Below are 17,132 nucleotides of genomic sequence, written 5' to 3'. Positions count from 1 at the left end.
GGATGGCGTCCCGGCTGGATTTCGCCTAAAGCATCCCCACCTCATTTAAATCCGTCAGGCCGTGCGGCTGCGCGTCGTCAATGCGCAGCTTTTGAGTCATTTCGGTTCGAGGCGCCCTTTCATATTCCCGGCCGACAACGCCAACCAAGGTCTGACATCTCGTGACATTACTGCCCGCAAATGCGCCGCTCGCCCGAGCTTTGGCGGAACGCAACTATGATCGGCTGACGCCGGTGCAGACAGCGGTGTTGGCCGACGACGCTGACGGCCGTGACCTGCTCGTTTCTGCGCAAACCGGCTCCGGCAAAACCGTCGCCTATGGTCTGGCGATTGGAACGAACCTGCTGGATGGCGCCGAACGATTCGAGCGGGCTGCCGCACCCCTGGCGCTGATTGTCGCGCCGACGCGCGAGCTTGCGCTTCAGGTCCACCGCGAACTCGGCTGGCTTTATCAGCACGCGGAGGCGCGCGTGGTTTCCTGCGTCGGCGGCATGGACCCTCGCCGCGAGCAGCGCGAGTTGGCCGCGGGCGCCCATATCGTGGTTGGCACGCCGGGGCGGCTCTGCGACCATCTGCGTCGCGGCAGGCTCGACGTTTCGGAACTGAAGGCCATCGTGCTCGACGAGGCTGACGAGATGCTCGATCTCGGTTTCCGCGAGGACATGGAGTTCATCCTGCAGGCCACGCCGGAGAGCCGCCGCACGCTGTTGTTCTCGGCCACCCTTCCGCGCGGCATCATCGCGCTGGCGAAGGAATATCAGCAAGACGCCTTTCGCGTCGAAGTCGCGGGCGACGAGGGCGGCCATGCCGACATCGAATATCGCGCGATCCGGATCGCCGCCGGCGATGTCGAGCACGCCGTCGTTAATATCCTGCGCTACTTCGAATCGCCGGGCACGCTGGTGTTCTGCAATACGCGCGAGGCCGTACGGCATCTGCAGGCGATACTGCTGGAGCGAGGCTTCTCGGTGGTGGCGCTGTCGGGCGAGTTGACCCAGAACGAGAGGACGCTGGCGCTGCAGGCGTTGCGCGACGGCCGCGCCCGCGTTTGCGTTGCGACCGACGTTGCCGCGCGCGGCATCGATTTGCCGAACCTCGACCTCGTCATCCATGCCGATCTGCCGAACGATCCGGAAGTCATGCAGCATCGCTCCGGCCGCACCGGGCGCGCCGGCCGCAAAGGCGTCAGTATATTGCTGGTGCCGCCGGCGCGGCGGCGTCGCGCGGATATGCTGCTTAAGCTCGCCGGCATCGACGCGGCCTGGGGCTTGGCGCCGCAGCCGGATGAAATACGCAAGCTCGATCAGGAGCGGCTGCTGCGCGATGAGGTGTTCGCAGGCGAAATAACTGCAGAGGATGAGGTACTCGCGCAGACCTTACTTGCTGAACGGTCGTCGCAAGAGATCGCCACCGCGCTGGCACGGCTCTATCGCGCGCGATTGCCCTCTCCCGAGGACATCGTCGATCCCGGTGAGGAGCGCGTCAAATCTCGTGCCGAGCGCGCCCGCGAGCGGACCGATCGCGAGGCCGGAAGGGCAGTGAAGCCAACGAAATCCTTGACGCGCCACCGCATGGCGGAGGACACCGTGTGGTTCAGCGCCGCGATCGGACGCCGGAAGAACGCGGAAGCGCGCTGGTTGCTGCCGATGTTGTGCCGCCGCGGCAGCATCAAGAAGGAAGATATCGGCACTATCCGCATTCTCGATACCGTCACCGAGTTCGAGATTTCCGCGCGCGTCGCCGACCGCTTCGCCGCCAGGGTTCGCCGTCCCGACAAGGAAGACAGCATTCGCATCGAGGCGATGACAATTGCCCCGCCGCGCGAGGAGGTTCGCGCACAGGAATGGACACCGAAGCCGCACGGCAAAACCGCAAAGAGCCCCGACCGGGCGGGGTTTGACAAGGAAGTGCGTTACGATAGGAAGAAGCCGCATCGGGACAAACCGGCTCACGCCGGAAAACCGAGGCACGAGCGCGAGGCGCCCGCGGCGCCTGCATTCGGCAAGAAGAAAAAGAAGAAGTTTCGCGGCTGACCGGCAAGACCGGGACCTCAACGGGCCCGTCGCGGAGCCCGCAAATGAGGTGCCGTCATGAGCGTCTACATCATCGCGCAACTGAAATTCACCCGCCGCGAACTCTACGACCGCTATCAATCGCGCTTCATGGGCGTGTTCAGGAAGTTCAAGGGCAAGCTGCTGGTGGCGGACGCACATCCGGTCGTGCTGGAAGGCGAATGGCCGCGCGACAAGGTCGTGATCATGGAATTTCCTGACGACGCCTCGGCAAGGGAATTTCAGAATTCGCCGGAGTATCAGGAGATCTCGGTCGATCGCAAAGCCGGCGCCGATGCCATCGTGCTGGCGGTGAGGGGTTTGTAGGATACCCGCCTTTGCCACGTTGACTTGATCCGCGCCGGGGGTTCCCGGCGAGGCATTATTGCATTCCGGAACATCAACGAGGCCGGCTTTCGCCGAACCATTCTTGTGCTATTGCTAGTATCAGACGCTTCGCTCGCTTGGACATGATTGCGTCATCATGCCGAAGCTTGCGAAGCCTTAATCCTTCAGCATTGGCCGAAAGAATCATGACCGCACTTGAGCGCAACGCTTCCGTCTCGATCGATCCCGTAAAGCTTGATCGCCTCGCCGAAGTGGCGGTCAAGGTCGGCTTGCGGCTGCAGCCGGGGCAGGACCTGCTGCTGACCGCGCCCTCGGTCGCGCTGCCGCTGGTGCGCCGGATTGCCGTACATGCCTACAAGGCCGGCGCGGGTCTGGTGACCCCATTACTGTCGGACGAGGCGATCACGCTGGCGCGCTATCGCTACGGCCACGAGGCCGGTTTCGATCGTGCCGCCAACTGGCTCTACGAGGGCATGGCGAAGGCGTTCGGCGCCAACACTGCGCGCCTGGCCATCGTCGGCGACAATCCGATGCTGCTGTCGGGCGAGGATCCGGTGAAAGTGGCGCGCGCGAGCAAGGCCAATTCGATCGCCTATCAGCCGGCGCTGGAGAAGATCGTTAATTTCGATACCAACTGGAACATCATCGCCTATCCGAGTCCGTCCTGGGCCAAACAGGTTTTCCCTGATGTCCCCGAGGACGTCGCGGTGGCAAAACTGGCGGATGCGATTTTTGCGGCGTCCCGCGTCGATCAGGATGGCGCCGTCGCCGCCTGGGAAAAACACAACGCCGTGCTGCGCGAGCGCACCGAATGGCTGAACGGCCAGCGCTTCCATGCGCTGAAGTATTCCGGCCCGGGCACCGATCTAACGATCGGTCTTGCCGACGGCCACGAATGGGAGGGCGGCGCCTCGACCGCGAAGAACGGCATCACCTGCAACGCCAACATCCCGACCGAGGAAGTCTTCACCACGCCGCATTGCCGGCGCGTCAGCGGCCATGTCGTCTCCTCCAAGCCGCTGTCCTATCAGGGCACGCTGATCGACAACATCGCGGTCAGGTTCGAGGAAGGCCGCATCGTCGAGGCAAAGGCTTCGCGCGGCGAAGAGGTGCTCAAGAAGGTGCTCGACACCGACGAGGGCGCGGCGCGTCTCGGCGAAGTGGCGCTGGTGCCGCATTCCTCGCCGATCTCCAAAAGCGGCCTGTTGTTCTTCAACACGCTGTTCGACGAGAACGCCGCTTCCCATATCGCACTCGGCCAGTGCTACTCGAAGTGCTTCGTGGGTGGCGACAAGCTGACGCCGGAGCAGATTGCGGCCCAGGGCGGCAACAAGAGCCTCATTCACATCGACTGGATGATCGGATCGGCCGAAACCGACATCGACGGCATTCACGCCGACGGAAGCCGCGTGCCGGTATTCCGCAAAGGCGAGTGGGCGTAATCAGCCCAGCTCGAGCTTGTAGAAGTTGGTCGCCGTCTTCGAAAACAGCGCGGTCTTCTCGGCTTCGCTGTACTGCGCGGCGAGCCGCTTGAAGGCGTTGAAGATCACCTGATAGCTGCACTGACCTTTATCAGGCGGAAAATTGCTTTCGAACATGCATCGATCGGGTCCAAAGGCCTCGATGCAGGTTTCGATATAGGGCCGCCACGCGGTGGCGGCCTGTTCCGAAGACGGCGGCTTTGGGCGCAGGTGAAAGTCGTAGCCGAGCAGGCACATCGCGAGCCCGCCGAGCTTGACGACGACATTTTCGCATCGCGCGATTTCCTGAATCGAAGCCTTCCATTCCGGGAACACTTCCTCGCGCCGGCCGGCAAAGCGGCCGATGCCGACCGGGCCGCCGCAGTGATCGAGCACGATTTTGGTCTCGGGAAAGGCGCGGGCGAGATCGGTGAGTTCGCCGATCTGCGGATGAAACAGCCAAGCGTCGAAGCTCAGGCCCAATGGTGCGAGGCAGGCAAAGCCCCTGCGGAACGTGCCGTCGAGTAACAGCCCCTGCGGCCGCGTCGCATACATGCCGGCGACCTTGGGATCGGCATCCCAGGCTGAGGAATGACGGATGCCGCGGAAGCGGCCGTTGCCGGCAGCGATCTCCGCTTCCAGCACGCCCTTCGCGCCTTCGCCGAGCAACAGGTTGACGTGGCTGACGATGCCGGCGCAGATCGCAGCCTTGCCATAGCCGCCGCTCGCCGCCATCGCCGCAACGCCATTGGCGAACTCAACCTCGCCGACCGGGCGAAACGCTTCGGGGCCGTGCGCGCGGTACATCGATCGGCAATCGACATAGACAGTGGCGATAATGTTATGACCGGAGGCGATGTCTGTAGCCATCTCCTCGATCATGTAGCGCAGGCCGCCGCGGTCCCAGAGATGGTGATGCGGATCGACGATCGGGCGGGCGGGATCTATGATCTCTTCGGTGTGCTGCGCCAGCCAGTCTTCGCGCGGATCGACGTAGAGCCCGCTTCTAGAGGCGGGTGCGGTGCTGGCGGCCATGAATTTTCGCTCCCTTCGATTTATTGTTGGCGTGACCTTCCGTTGGCCACACTGTCAGCCCGGCAGGCCGCGTATGAAATCGATGATCGCGGCATTGACCTCGCTTGGGCGCTCCTGCTGGGTCCAGTGTCCGCAGCCGGGCAGAATTCGCACGTCACGCAGTGTCGTGACGATTTGCCGGAGGTTGGCGATATGGTGGTCCATGCCAGGGGGAGCAGCCATCACCATGTCGTGGTCGCCAGCGATAAAGAGCGCGGGGACGTTTACCGTGACGCCTGCAAACGCCGCCATGAGTTCCCAATTGCGATCGATGTTGCGGTAATAGTTGAGCGGACCGCGGAAGCCAGTCCGTTTGAATTCATCGGCATAGAAATCAACGTCCGCGTCGCTGAGCCATGCAGGTAATTTCGGCGGGGGCGCAGCTTCGCGCAACCAACTGCCGTTGCGCGGCACCATGCCGGGGGTTCCTGTTTTTTCGCCGCGGGCTGCGGCCGCGCGAAATGCCGCGGCGCCTTCGCCCGACGCGCCATAAAGAGAGTTCAGCACCCAAGCCCGTGGATCCCGCTCCATCTCCGCCTCGGCCACGCCGGGCTGCTGGAAATAAAGTTGGTAGAACTGCGCGTCCGCGGTCTGCGGCATCACGCTGGTGGGCCGCGCCGGGCCGCGCGGCCGAAGCGGTACGCTGAGGCTTGCAACGGCGCGGAAGCGGTCGGGGCGCAGGCGCGCCGCTTGCCAGGCAATGTGCGCGCCCCAGTCGTGGCCGACGACAACGGCGGTCGGCACTTCGAGGGCATCGAGCAACCCTATCAGGTCGCCGATCAGATGGAATATCGTGTATTGATCGATTGCCTCCGGCCGGTCGCTCTTGCCGTAGCCGCGCATGTCCGGCGCCACCGCGTGGAAGCCCGCTGTGGCCAGCGCGCTGAGTTGATGGCGCCAGGAATACCAGGATTCCGGAAATCCGTGGCACAGGATGACCGGCGGCCCCTCGCCCTGCTCGGCGATGTTGAGGCGAATGCCGTTGCTCTCGATGATCCGCTGCGTCGGTCCGCTCAAGCTTCTCCTCCTTGCTTCGGTTCCGAAAGCACATTTACGCCGCGTCAGACCCCTTCCAGAATGATCACCGTCGGCGTACCCGGCAGCGTATCCCGTGAAATCTTCAGGGTCCGCTCGGTCCGCTGGTCGATCTGGAATTGCTGCCCGATCAGGCGCATGAATTCGTCGAGTGGTGTGGCGAAACGGTGCATCGGCAGCACGATGGAGGAACGCAGCCGCCGGGTGATCTCAGAGACGCCGTCGAGCGACATCGTATAGGTGCCGTCGATCGGCACCATCACGATGTCGAGCCGGCCGATCGCCGCAAAATGCGTTTCATCGAGTTTGTGATGCAGATGTCCGAGATGGCCGATGCAGAGGCCGGCGACTTCGAAGATGAAGATCGAGTTGCCGTCCTTGATCATCCCCCCGCTGGAGCCCTCGCCATAGTAGCGGCGGATGTCGGTCGGGACGTTGCGAATATAAACGTCGCCGACGCGTGTTGAGATATGCGCCGCCTGTCCGTTCTCGCCCCAGCCATGCAGGACGTGCGTAATTTTTGGATCGGGAAACAAGGTGTAGTGGGTCGAGTGCGCACGGTTCATGGTAACGACGTCGGGAAGTCGTCCGGTCCGGTAGGCACCGTTGAAATCGGTCCCGATCCGCACGCCGCCCGGCGTGTCGATATAATAAGTGGAATGTCCGACATAGGTAATCGCGACCTCTTCCACCTTGGCGGCGGTACGGCGCAGGCTGACCGGAACGGCGCGTGGCGGCGCGTTCGCCATTGCGAGGCACTCGCTGCGTAAAGGCTGCTGCTGGGCGGCCGCTGGGACGATCAGCGAACCGAGGAAGGCGAGGGCGACAGCAAGGGATCGCAACATGGCATGACCCGTCAGCGGTGAGGACCGTGGGCGACACTGTATCGCCGAATTTTGCAGCCGTCATGATGACATTCACGCTCAGCCCTGCGCTGCAATCACTTCATCGGCAGGCGGCCCTGTCATATGGTGAAATCCAACCTGGGAGTTCGTCTTGACCGAAAACGCCCCCGCTGCGCCTGCCCCATCATCGAAGCGGTTGGAGCCGTTGCGCCAGGTCAATGCCGGCCCGCTCAGCATCGCCTATTACGAGGCAGGCCCGGCAGATGGCCCCGCCGTGATGCTCATGCATGGCTTCCCTTATGACATTCACTCCTATGTCGACGTTGCGCCGCAATTGGCCGCGCAAGGCTGCCGTGTCATTGTTCCCTATCTGCGTGGCTATGGCCCGACCCGGTTTCGCGATACCGCAACGCCGCGCTCGGGCGAGCAGGCGGCGGTCGGCGCCGACATGATGGCGCTGATGGATGCGCTCGACATAAGCCGCGCGGTGTTCGCCGGCTATGACTGGGGTGGACGGGCGGCCTGCGTCGGCGCGGCGCTATGGCCGGAGCGCTGCCTCGGGCTCGTCTGTGTCAATTCCTATCTGATCCAGGATATTGCCAACGCCATGGTGCCAATGCGCCCCGAACGCGAGGTGGCGCTGTGGTACCAGTATTACTTCCAGCTCGAGCGCGGCCGCGCCGGCCTTGCAGCCAACCGGCGCGAGATCGCCCGAATATTGTGGACGCAATGGTCGCCGAACTGGTCGTTCGACGATGCCTGCTTCGAGCGAACTGCGAGCGCTCACGACAATCCCGATTACGTCGATGTGGTGATCCACAGCTATCGCCACCGCTTCGGTCTGGCCGAAGGCGATCCGCAATATGCCGACATCCAGCGCAGGCTGGCGGCACTGCCTCCCGTCACCGTGTCGTCAATCACGCTGGACGGCGCTGGCGATGGCGTGGCGCCCGCGAGCGACGGCGCTGCCAGCGCATCGAAATTCACCGGCCGCCGCGTTCATCGCGTGGTGCCGCGCGTCGGGCACAATCTGCCGCAGGAAGCGCCGGAAGCCTTTGCTGCGGCTGTGATGGAGCTGGTTCGCGGATAGTCGACTTTGCCGCATGGCAAGCTGCATCGAAAGCCGTCATCTTCCCTGCACAAGTCCTCCAAGAAGGACGAAAATTTCGTGGGGTGGAACACCATGGCAAAGCGTCACGTCGTTGCACGGCGGCGGGCGGTGGTCGACAAACGGGCGGAAGCCGGCACGCGGCGCTCTCGTCGGAGCACGTGCGCACGCATTTCGAAAAGGTCGGCACCCGCCCGATGGTGTTGAAGGCCGAGATGATCCCGTTCATCGAAGAGGCGATCGCGCGTTGGCGCGACGTCATCGAGCGGCCGGGGCTGGAGAAGCAGTAGCCGTCCGCATGTCGCACTAAGGCAGTAGCCGCGCAGACTGACCTTGTTCATCCATCAGCTTGACAGCTCGCTTGTCGAAGGAAACGAAAGTGTCTGCGCCGAGCCAGCTTCCCTCGTAGGCGATAACGCCATCGGCGAAATCACCGCCCGCGTCCAGAAACGTCAGCCCGGCTTCTGCTGCCGGACGGTTCACTTCGACATTTTCGCCATTTATCAGGTGCCGGATTGCAATCGCAATGTCCTTTGATGCAACTTTATAGCCCTGTGAAAGAACCCAAACCAACTCGCAAAGTGCGGGGACGGAAATCGCAACCAGTTCAGCTCGCTTCAAGGCCGATTGCGCTGCTTTGCTCTGCGATTCATGGTCTTCAGTGATGGCTCGAACCAAGACGTTGGTGTCGGCGGTGATCTTCATCGTTTGCCGGCCCACCCTCGCGCGGCGATCTTGTTCATCTCCTCGATTGTCAGCGATGGCCCACCTTTTCTCTTCAGGAGGCCGAATACATCGGAAATCTTGCCGGTCGGCCGGGCGGCCCTCACTTCTATCCTGCCATCGGGGAGTTTGTTCACGGTGATTTTCTCACCAGGATGCACGCCCAGATGTTCAAGCACATCCTTGCGCAGTGTAACCTGACCCTTCGCGGTGACCGTGAGTGTGCTCATGGCAGACCTCAAGCTTCTACGCTGGATATGTAAGGTAAAAACGCCTTACATTCAAGCCTCCCCCGGTATCTGTCTGTGATAACTGGCGCCGCTCATCCCCGCCGCGGGCTGATCTTCCACGTCGCGGCCAGAATGCCGGCGGTCAGCGCGCCGCTGATCACGGCGGCGATCGGGATCGTGACTGCCAGCGCCGTGGTCGCGGCCCAGCCGATTGAGCAGAAGGCTTCGGCGAAGGTCGCAAGTCGCGACGAAGTCTGGCGGCGGCGGAACTGGCTGCGTTTGGCCTGCACGCGAAACCAGAGCTGGATCGCGGCGGCGGAGACGGTGGCGATAATGACGCCGAGAGCAGTGACGATCGCCTGCGTCAAGGAGGCAAACGCAAGGGCTGCGATCAGCGGCGTGAAGATGGCACCGATAGAGATCAGCACCACCTCGACCTTGGCGCGGATCACGCGCGAGGGCGGCAGCGGTGCGGTTGCGACCAGGTCGGCGACATCTTCTCCTGATATCGTCAGCCATGCGAGGCCGCCGGCAAGCTGGCCCGCCGCCATTACAATCACGGGCGTGATCAGCACGATCGCGTCAGAGCTTTCGGAAAAACTTCGCCACAGCATCAGGGCCGGCGGCACCAGATAGAGCAGCTGCATCAGGGTTTGCGACAGCAGCCACGGGTCGCGCCGCAGCAGCAGGAACTCCTTGGTGCGTAGCGCCCGTTGCCGCGAGCCGCCGCGAAATGCCGTCGCGCGCGGCCCGCAACGGACAGCGCGCGTGGTTGCGGCGACACGGACGACGGTATCGGCAAATCGCGGCGAAAAGGCCGCCATCACGGCGCCGAGCAGCAGGAGCCCGCCGGCCAGGAGCCATGACAGCACCATGCCGTCGCCGATCGCCGCACGCGCCGGCCACCACAGCGGACTGTCGAGATCAGGCGCATAGGCTGAAGCGGCATCGGAGGTCAGCACGGCAAAACGAGACAACGTGCCGTAGGAAAGGATGGCCGCGACCTGCAGCGCGATGACGAAGCCGGCGCCGATGACGGCGGCCACGATCTGTGCGACGAGGCGGGTGCAGCTCGGGCCGATCAGCCTGAACAGCAGCACGGTGATCGCGATCGCTACCGCTGCAGCCGAAAGGCCAATGGCGACGACGACGCCGAACGCCGAGAGCCAGCGTGCGCCGCCGCCGATCACGAGAACGTCGACAAAGGGCGTCGACAGCAGCAGCGCCATTCCGATGACGGACAGCGCGATCGCCGCGATCCGCACCGAGAACACGTTGGCGAGGTTCGCCGGTGACGACATCAGGAGGTCGAGATCGGCGCGAGCGTAAAACACCCGCGTCACGGATTCGATCGCCTGCGACAACATCAAGGCCCAGGCGAGAAAGATAGTCGCGGTGATGACGATCAATTCCTGCTTGCCGAGCGGGGCTTGCAAATCCGCAAAGCGGCCGATCACCGCATAGGCCGGCAGGTGCATGAAGGCGGCGAACACGACCAGGGCGATGATCGCGCGCTTTCGCTTGCCGCGGCTGCCGGTCAGCATCGCCAGCCATTCGCGCCAGGCCAGCCGGATTTCGTGCCGGGCAAACCAGGTGAGCGCGGCGGCTGAGCTCATGCGGCGGCCGCGTCGGCGTCGACGAGCGCGATGAACATGTCTTCGAGGCTGGTGTCGCCGCGGCCATTCTGCTGGCGTAGTTCGCCGAGCGTACCCTCGGCCACCAGCCGTCCGGCGGCGATGACGCCGATCCGGTCGGCCATCCGCTCGGCGACTTCGAGAATGTGCGTCGTCATGATCACCGTGCAGCCGGAGCGGACGCGCTCCTGCAGCAATCCTTTGACATGCCGCGCCGACAGCGCGTCGAGCCCGGTCAGCGGCTCGTCCAGGATGATCAGCCGGGGATCGTGAACCAGTGCGCCGGCGAGCGCCACCTTCTGCCGCATGCCCTTGGAAAATCCCTCGCAGCGTTCGTGCAGATGCGGCTCCAGTCCGAGCGACGCCAGGAGCTGGTGAGCGGAATTTACGGAAGCCGCTGAAGCGATGCCCCAGAGGCCGGCGACGAATTCGAGATATTCCAGCGGCGTCAGCTTGTCGTAGATCATGGGCTCGTCGGAAACCCAGGCCATGATCTGCTTGGCAGCGACGGGATCGGCAAGCGCATCGATGCCCAGTATCGAGACAGCGCCGGCGTCGGGCCGCAGCAGACCGGCCACCATGCGCAAGGTCGTGGTCTTGCCGGCGCCGTTGGGGCCGAGCAGGGCATAGAACTCGCCGGTGCGAACGGTGAGGTCGAGCGCATCGACCGCCGGGCGGTCAAAACGCTTCGTTAACCCTCGCACCTCGAGCGCCGATACATCCGCTTTCATGATTTCGGAACGATCCAGTTGTTCGTCGCGGACCATGAACCGAAGAACTTTCGGCGCGGTGAATCTGGTGGACCAAATCGCGCTGAACCCCGCAACTTCCCGGGCTGCGGCATTTCTCCGCAATTGTTAACGGCGCCGCTCGCAGCGCTTTGTTGACAGCGGTCGGCGCTTTGGGCTCAATGCAACGGGACATATGCGGCTGCAGGGATCGTCGATGCCCGGCAGCGTGTAGACACAAGATGCGAAAGAGGCGATCGACAGAATCGCCGGCATCGGGGAGGGAAATGATGCTGGACTTCGTTCAGCAGCTGGTGAGTGGCATCGCGCTCGGCTGCGTCTATGGCCTGATCGCACTCGGCTTTGTGCTCATTTACAAGGCAACCGAGGTCGTCAACTTCGCCCAAGGCGATTTGATGATGCTGGGCGGATTCTTCGCCTTCACATTCATCGGCATGCTCGGCCTTAATTACTGGCTTGGATTCGCTGGTGCGGTAGCAGCCATGGCTCTGTTCGGCATGCTGGCCGAACGCGTGGTGGTGCGTCCGATCCTCGGCTATCCGCAGTTTTCAATCATCATGGCAACGATCGGGCTCGGATACTTCCTGCGCTCCGTGGTCGGCATGATCTGGGGCACCGACGATTTCAAGATCGAGACGCCGTTCAGCGACGGCGTGCTGCGGATTGGTTCACTGGTGCTGGCATACGACAAGCTCTCAGTGATCGCCGCCACCATCATCCTCTGCGCGCTGTTGTACCTGTTCTTCAACCGCACCACGCTCGGCACCGCGATGCGCGCCAGTTCGGAGAACATGCTCGCTGCCTACTACATGGGCATTCCGGTCAAGCGTGTGGTGTCGATCGTGTGGGCGATCGCTGCGGCGGTCGCGACCGCCGCCGGCGTGCTGCTGGCGCCGATCACCTTCATTCACTCCAATGTCGGACTGGTGCTGGGCCTGAAGGCATTTCCCGCCGCCGTGCTCGGCGGTTTCGGCTCGATCCCCGGCGCCGTGGTCGGAGGCGTGCTGATCGGCGTGATCGAGAGCATGGCCGGCTTCTACCTGCCGCAGGGCTGGAAAGACGTCGCGCCCTACATCGTCCTTCTGGTGGTGCTGCTGCTCAAGCCCGAAGGCCTGTTCGGTGTTCACATGCGGAAGAAGGTCTAATGCGTTTTCTCTTCAAGACGGACTACGAAGACGACATCAAACTGTTTCCGCACAGCGGCTACATCGTCTCCTATGGCATCCTGCTGGCGTTCTTGGCGATCGCGCCTTTCGTGCTTTCGAGTTACCTGGTCAGTCAGCTCGTGTTCGTCTGCATCTACGCCACTGTGGGTGTCGGGCTGATGATTCTCACCGGCTTCACCGGACAGGCCTCGCTCGGGCATGCCGCATTTCTGGCGATCGGTGCCTACACGGCGGGTTATCTGCAGCAATACAACGTCCCGTTTCCGGTCTACTTCCTGGCCGCCGGCCTGATCACCGGCGTGGTCGGTGCGCTGGTCGGTTTCCCGGCGCTGCGGCTGCAGGGCATCTACCTCGTCATCGCGACGATTTCCTTTGGCTTCATCGTCGAGGAAATCCTGGCACGCTGGGAGACGGTGACCCACGGCAACGAGGGCATGCGAGTCAAGACTTTGAGCTTGTTCGGCGCCGCGGTGCCGCGCGACGGCCCGACATTCTACTTTCTCTGCCTTGGCGTGTTGATCCTGACCATCGTCGGCACGCTCAACCTGCTGCGTTCGCCGACTGGCCGCGCCTTCGTCGCAATCCGCGACAGCGAAACCGCGGCGCGCAGCATGGGCGTCAACGTCTCGCTCTACAAGGTGAAGTCGTTTGCGATCAGCGCGGCGATCACGGGATTCGCCGGCGTACTGTTTGCGCACAAAATGTCCTTCATCAGTCCGGAAATGTTCACGCTGCAGCTCTCGATCGAGTTCATCATCGTGATCCTGATCGGCGGCATCTTCAGCCTGCACGGCGCGGTGCTCGGCGCGATCTTCCTGGTTATGATCGATCCGTTCCTGACTTACCTGAAGGATGACCTGCCCGTCATCATCGCCGGCATCGCCGCAACCTTCGGCGCTGACAGCCTTACGGCGGGTAAAATTCACGGCAACGTCGCCGCCATTGCGTCCGCCAACGGCCTGAAGGGCGCCATCTACGGGGTGATCATCGTGCTGTTCGTGCTGTTCGAGCCGCTCGGTCTGTACGGCCGCTGGCTGAAGATAAAACTCTTCTTCCAGCTCTTCCCGCTCTACAAGCGCGCCACCTTCAAACGCCAGAAGATCTACGTGAAGTCGGAGCGGAACCGATGAGCTATTTCCGTGCGGAAAACCTGTCCCTGCACTTCGGCGGACTGAAGGCGGTCGATGCCGTCAGCTTCGCCGTGGAGAAGGGCGAGATCCTCTCGATCATCGGCCCGAACGGCGCCGGCAAGAGTTCGATCTTCAACCTGATCTCGCGCATCTACCCGCCGACCTCAGGCAGGATCTTCTTCGAGGACCAGGACATTACCAATCAGCCGGCCTACGAGATTGCAGGGCTCGGCATCGCCCGCACCTTCCAGAACATCGAATTGTTCGAGAATGCGACCATGCTAAGCAACCTCTTGGTCGGCCGGCACCGCCACTCCACCACGCGGCTCTGGCAGGAGCTGTTGTTCCTGCCGAGCGTGCGCGCCGGCGAAAAGATGCATCGCCGCCGCGTCGAGCAGGTGATCGAATTCCTCGATCTCGAAGCCTACCGCGACAAGCTGATCTCGGGGCTGCCTTACGGCGTCCGCAAGGTGATCGAGCTGGCGCGCGCGCTGTGTACCGAGCCGAAGCTGATCCTGCTGGACGAGCCATCATCCGGGCTCAATGTCGAGGAGACCGAGGACATGTCGTTCTGGATCCGCGACATGAAGACCGAGCTCGGCATCACCGTCTTGATGGTCGAGCACGACATGACGCTGGTCAATCGCGTCTCCGACCGCGTGATTGCGCTCAACTACGGCCGGGTGCTCGCGATGGGCTCGCCGTCCGAGGTGCAGCGCCATCCCGACGTCGTCGCCGCCTATCTCGGCGCATGAGGATGATGCCATGAGCGCTTCCGACATCATCCTCAAGCTCAGCAATATCGAGAGCTATTACGGGCCGATCATGGCTATCCGCGGTATCAGCCTGGAGGTGCCGCGCGGCCGCATCGTCACCCTGCTCGGCGCCAACGGCGCCGGCAAGACCACGGTGCTCAAGACAATCTCCGGCATTCTCGATCCGCAAAAGGGTACAATCGAATTCTTGGGCAAACCGATCCAGCGCATGGAGGCCGACAAGATAGTGCGGCTGGGTTTAAGCCACGTGCCGGAGGGGCGCGAGGTGTTTCCGTTCCTCTCGGTGCGCGAAAATCTGATGATGGGCGCCTATCCGCGCAAGGATCGCGACGGTGTCGCCGAGGACCTCGATCGCGTCTACGGCTACTTCCCGCGGCTGAAGGAGCGCATCAACCAGCCGGCCGGGCAGCTCTCCGGCGGCGAGCAGCAGATGCTGGCGATCGGGCGCGCGCTGATGAACCGGCCGACCCTGCTACTTCTAGACGAGCCCTCGCTCGGCCTGTCGCCGATCCTGGTGAAGGAGATCTTCACCATCATCAAGCGCGTCAACGAGGAGCAGGGCATGTCGATCCTGCTGGTCGAGCAGAACGCCAAGGTAGCGCTGGAGACTGCGCATTATGGCTACGTACTGGAAATCGGCCGGGTCGTGATGAACGACACCTGCGACCGCCTGATGAATTCAAAGGACATCCAGGAATTCTATCTCGGCGCCAAGGAAGAGGGCGCCCGCGGCGAACGGCGCTGGAAAAAGAAGAAGACCTGGCGGTAGAAGACTTGGTTTTAAAAGACTTGGCGTTAGAAGACCTGGCGTTAACCGTCGCAGTCAAAAACATGGCGTTTAGAACGAGTTAGAGCTAAATTCGAGCCCTGCTTCGAAAACCAAGACCGGTCCAAATGCCGGCACCGGAAGCAGGCGACACAGGGAGGAAAGAGCATGGCCAGACCGGCAGTGCTGACGGTCGCCGATACGATCGCGAAGAGCTTCTTGTTGTCCGTGGAAACACGCGGCGACCGGCCGGCGATCCGCGAAAAGAAGTTCGGCATCTGGCAGCCGACCAGTTGGCGCGAGTGGCTGCAGATCTCCAAGGACGTAGCCTATGGTCTGCATGCCAGCGGGTTCCGGCCCGGGGACGTCGCCTCGATCATCGCCAACGCCGTCCCGGAATGGGTCTATGCCGACATGGGCATTCTCTGCGCCGGCGGCGTTTCATCCGGCATCTATCCGACCGACTCCTCGTCGCAGGTCGAATATTTGATCAATGATTCCTCGACGAAAGTAATCTTCGCCGAGGACGAGGAGCAGCTCGACAAGATCCTGTCGTGCCGTACGCGTTGCCCGACGCTGCAGAAGATCGTCGTGTTCGACATGGAAGGCCTCCACGGTTTCAGCGACCCGATGGTGCTGTCGCTCGCTGAATTCATGGCGCTTGGCCGCAACCATGCGCAGGGCAACGAGGCGCTGTGGGATGAGATGATCGGAAGCCGCAGCGCAGGCGATCTCGCCATCCTCGTCTACACCTCAGGCACTACCGGCCCACCCAAGGGGGCCATGCATTCCAACCGCAGCGTGACGCATCAGATGCGCCACGCCAACGATCTGTTTCCATCGACCGATTCCGAGGAACGGCTGGTGTTCCTGCCGCTCTGCCATGTCGCCGAGCGAATCGGCGGCTACTACGTCTCGCTGGCGTTGGGATCGGTGATGAATTTCGCCGAAAGCCCGGAAACCGTGCCGGACAATCTGCGCGAGGTGCAGCCGACCGCCTTCCTCGCAGTGCCGAGAATCTGGGAAAAGTTCTATTCCGGAATCACGATCGCGCTGAAGGACGCGACCACGTTCCAGAACTGGATGTATCGAAACGCGCTCGCCATCGGCAATCGGATGACCGAGTACAAGCTGCAGGGCGATACGCCGCCACTATCCTTGCGGCTCGCCAACCGCGCCGCCTATTGGCTGGTGTTCCGCAACATCCGCCGCATGCTCGGGCTCGACCGCTGTCGGCTGGCGTTTACCGGCGCGGCCCCGATCGCGCCGGATCTGATCCGCTGGTATCTCGCGCTCGGCCTCGACATGCGCGAAGTCTACGGCCAGACCGAGAATTGCGGCGTCGCGACCATCATGCCGCCCGACCGCATTAAGCTCGGCTCGGTCGGCAAGGCCGCGCCGTGGGGGGAGGTAGCGATCTCGCCGCAGGGCGAGATCCTGATCCGCGGCGATTTTCTGTTCATGGGCTATCTGAACCAGCCGGAGAAAACCGCCGAGACCATCGACGCCAAGGGATGGCTGCACACCGGCGACGTCGGCTCGATCGACAATGAAGGCTTCGTCAAGATTACTGACCGGATGAAGGACATCATCATCACCTCGGGCGGCAAGAACATCACGCCGTCTGAGATCGAGAACCAGCTAAAATTCTCGCCTTACGTTTCGGATGCCGTGGTGATCGGCGACAAGCGTCCGTATCTGACCTGCCTCGTGATGATTGACCAGGAGAATGTCGAGAAATACGCGCAGGACCACGACATTCCCTTCACCAATTATGCCAGCCTGTGCCGTGCGCAGGAAATCCAGGACCTGATCCAGCGTGAGATCGAGGCGGTCAACGCCAACTTCGCGCGCGTCGAAACCATCAAGAAATTCTACCTGATCGAGCGTCAGCTCACGCCCGAGGACGAGGAACTGACGCCGACCATGAAGTTGAAGCGCAGCTTCGTGAACAAGCGTTATGCGGCCGAGATCGAGGCGATGTATCGCGAGAAGGCGGTGGCATAGGCGATATTTGGAACCAAAATATTTGAAAAT

17 protein-coding genes are annotated in these 17,132 nt (G+C 62.5%); 10 read left to right on the top strand and 7 right to left on the bottom strand.

Going from position 1 to position 17,132, the window contains the following annotated elements:
- Positions 1–161: 161 nt before the first annotated feature.
- From IVA95_RS19975 to IVA95_RS19965, 3 genes are all read left to right on the top strand, one after another.
- Complete coding sequence (locus IVA95_RS19975) at positions 162–2,033, top strand: DEAD/DEAH box helicase (protein ID WP_247512013.1); 1,872 nt, start codon at positions 162–164, stop codon at positions 2,031–2,033.
- Positions 2,034–2,090: 57 nt separating this feature from the next.
- A complete protein-coding gene (locus tag IVA95_RS19970; protein ID WP_247512012.1) occupies positions 2,091–2,378 on the top strand; it encodes a DUF1330 domain-containing protein in 288 nt (95 codons plus the stop codon).
- A 206-nt stretch (positions 2,379–2,584) separates the two neighbouring features.
- Positions 2,585–3,841, top strand: coding sequence for an aminopeptidase (locus IVA95_RS19965; RefSeq protein WP_247512011.1), 1,257 nt, complete (start codon positions 2,585–2,587; stop codon positions 3,839–3,841).
- Here IVA95_RS19965 and IVA95_RS19960 read toward each other — a convergent pair whose 3' ends face one another.
- The 3 genes from IVA95_RS19960 to IVA95_RS19950 are packed head-to-tail and all read right to left on the bottom strand — an operon-like array spanning position 3,842 to position 6,813.
- Positions 3,842–4,894, bottom strand: coding sequence for an amidohydrolase family protein (locus IVA95_RS19960; protein ID WP_247512010.1), 1,053 nt, complete (start codon positions 4,892–4,894; stop codon positions 3,842–3,844). It abuts the gene before it with no gap.
- 54 nt (positions 4,895–4,948) lie between these two features.
- The gene (locus IVA95_RS19955) at positions 4,949–5,950 is read right to left on the bottom strand and encodes an alpha/beta hydrolase (RefSeq protein WP_247512009.1); all 1,002 of its coding nucleotides are present in this window, start codon (positions 5,948–5,950) and stop codon (positions 4,949–4,951) included.
- A 44-nt stretch (positions 5,951–5,994) separates the two neighbouring features.
- Positions 5,995–6,813: an MBL fold metallo-hydrolase gene (locus IVA95_RS19950; RefSeq protein ID WP_247512008.1), complete on the bottom strand. Its 819-nt coding sequence runs from the start codon at positions 6,811–6,813 to the stop codon at positions 5,995–5,997.
- A 151-nt stretch (positions 6,814–6,964) separates the two neighbouring features.
- Here IVA95_RS19950 and IVA95_RS19945 point away from each other — a divergent pair, with 151 nt between their 5' ends.
- Together IVA95_RS19945 and IVA95_RS38815 are read left to right on the top strand one after the other, a co-directional pair.
- Entirely contained in the window at positions 6,965–7,903 is a 939-nt protein-coding gene (locus IVA95_RS19945) for an alpha/beta hydrolase (protein WP_247512007.1), read from the top strand.
- A gap of 179 nt (positions 7,904–8,082) precedes the next feature.
- Positions 8,083–8,211, top strand: coding sequence for a hypothetical protein (locus IVA95_RS38815; protein WP_256470241.1), 129 nt, complete (start codon positions 8,083–8,085; stop codon positions 8,209–8,211).
- Positions 8,212–8,227: 16 nt separating this feature from the next.
- Here the strand turns inward: IVA95_RS38815 and IVA95_RS19940 are convergent, their stop codons facing one another.
- From IVA95_RS19940 to IVA95_RS19925, 4 genes are all read right to left on the bottom strand, one after another.
- On the bottom strand, positions 8,228–8,626 hold the full coding sequence (locus IVA95_RS19940) for a type II toxin-antitoxin system VapC family toxin (RefSeq protein WP_247512006.1): 399 nt from the start codon (positions 8,624–8,626) through the stop codon (positions 8,228–8,230).
- A complete protein-coding gene (locus IVA95_RS19935; protein ID WP_247512005.1) occupies positions 8,623–8,874 on the bottom strand; it encodes an AbrB/MazE/SpoVT family DNA-binding domain-containing protein in 252 nt (83 codons plus the stop codon). Before IVA95_RS19935 ends, IVA95_RS19940 begins: the two co-directional genes overlap by 4 nt.
- A 92-nt stretch (positions 8,875–8,966) precedes the next feature.
- Positions 8,967–10,490, bottom strand: a complete 1,524-nt coding sequence (locus tag IVA95_RS19930) for a permease (RefSeq protein ID WP_247512003.1) — start codon at positions 10,488–10,490, stop codon at positions 8,967–8,969.
- The gene (locus tag IVA95_RS19925) at positions 10,487–11,239 is read right to left on the bottom strand and encodes an ABC transporter ATP-binding protein (protein WP_247512002.1); all 753 of its coding nucleotides are present in this window, start codon (positions 11,237–11,239) and stop codon (positions 10,487–10,489) included. The genes IVA95_RS19930 and IVA95_RS19925 overlap by 4 nt, the downstream gene beginning before the upstream one ends.
- Positions 11,240–11,526: 287 nt before the next feature.
- Between IVA95_RS19925 and IVA95_RS19920 the strand changes: the two genes are divergently transcribed.
- From IVA95_RS19920 to IVA95_RS19900, 5 genes are all read left to right on the top strand, one after another.
- Entirely contained in the window at positions 11,527–12,402 is an 876-nt protein-coding gene (locus IVA95_RS19920) for a branched-chain amino acid ABC transporter permease (protein ID WP_065733248.1), read from the top strand.
- Complete coding sequence (locus IVA95_RS19915) at positions 12,402–13,553, top strand: branched-chain amino acid ABC transporter permease (protein WP_247512001.1); 1,152 nt, start codon at positions 12,402–12,404, stop codon at positions 13,551–13,553. Before IVA95_RS19920 ends, IVA95_RS19915 begins: the two co-directional genes overlap by 1 nt.
- Entirely contained in the window at positions 13,550–14,308 is a 759-nt protein-coding gene (locus IVA95_RS19910) for an ABC transporter ATP-binding protein (RefSeq protein ID WP_247512000.1), read from the top strand. Before IVA95_RS19915 ends, IVA95_RS19910 begins: the two co-directional genes overlap by 4 nt.
- A 10-nt stretch (positions 14,309–14,318) precedes the next feature.
- Positions 14,319–15,098, top strand: a complete 780-nt coding sequence (locus IVA95_RS19905) for an ABC transporter ATP-binding protein (RefSeq protein WP_247511999.1) — start codon at positions 14,319–14,321, stop codon at positions 15,096–15,098.
- Positions 15,099–15,263: 165 nt separating this feature from the next.
- Positions 15,264–17,102 (top strand): AMP-dependent synthetase/ligase, encoded by a 1,839-nt coding sequence (locus IVA95_RS19900; RefSeq protein ID WP_247511998.1) that lies wholly within the window; start codon positions 15,264–15,266, stop codon positions 17,100–17,102.
- Positions 17,103–17,132 lie beyond the last annotated feature (30 nt).

This window comes from Bradyrhizobium sp. 157, from assembly GCF_023073815.1.
Taxonomy (GTDB): Bacteria; Pseudomonadota; Alphaproteobacteria; order Rhizobiales; family Xanthobacteraceae; genus Bradyrhizobium.
The sequence above is the reverse complement of the archived record's forward strand: the minus strand, read 5'-3'. Positions and strand labels throughout refer to the sequence as shown.

Bases quoted from the DNA above. Each gene is read 5' to 3' on its own strand.
- IVA95_RS19970 (WP_247512012.1), top strand. From the start codon at position 2,091: ATGAGCGTCTACATCATCGCGCAACTGAAATTCACCCGCCGCGAACTC.
- IVA95_RS19965 (WP_247512011.1), top strand. From the start codon at position 2,585: ATGACCGCACTTGAGCGCAACGCTTCCGTCTCGATCGATCCCGTAAAG.
- IVA95_RS19960 (WP_247512010.1), bottom strand. From the start codon at position 4,894: ATGGCCGCCAGCACCGCACCCGCCTCTAGAAGCGGGCTCTACGTCGAT.
- IVA95_RS19950 (WP_247512008.1), bottom strand. From the start codon at position 6,813: ATGTTGCGATCCCTTGCTGTCGCCCTCGCCTTCCTCGGTTCGCTGATC.
- IVA95_RS19940 (WP_247512006.1), bottom strand. From the start codon at position 8,626: ATGAAGATCACCGCCGACACCAACGTCTTGGTTCGAGCCATCACTGAA.
- IVA95_RS19935 (WP_247512005.1), bottom strand. From the start codon at position 8,874: ATGAGCACACTCACGGTCACCGCGAAGGGTCAGGTTACACTGCGCAAG.
- IVA95_RS19930 (WP_247512003.1), bottom strand. From the start codon at position 10,490: ATGAGCTCAGCCGCCGCGCTCACCTGGTTTGCCCGGCACGAAATCCGG.
- IVA95_RS19925 (WP_247512002.1), bottom strand. From the start codon at position 11,239: ATGAAAGCGGATGTATCGGCGCTCGAGGTGCGAGGGTTAACGAAGCGT.
- IVA95_RS19920 (WP_065733248.1), top strand. From the start codon at position 11,527: ATGCTGGACTTCGTTCAGCAGCTGGTGAGTGGCATCGCGCTCGGCTGC.
- IVA95_RS19915 (WP_247512001.1), top strand. From the start codon at position 12,402: ATGCGTTTTCTCTTCAAGACGGACTACGAAGACGACATCAAACTGTTT.
- IVA95_RS19910 (WP_247512000.1), top strand. From the start codon at position 13,550: ATGAGCTATTTCCGTGCGGAAAACCTGTCCCTGCACTTCGGCGGACTG.
- IVA95_RS19905 (WP_247511999.1), top strand. From the start codon at position 14,319: ATGAGCGCTTCCGACATCATCCTCAAGCTCAGCAATATCGAGAGCTAT.
- IVA95_RS19900 (WP_247511998.1), top strand. From the start codon at position 15,264: ATGGCCAGACCGGCAGTGCTGACGGTCGCCGATACGATCGCGAAGAGC.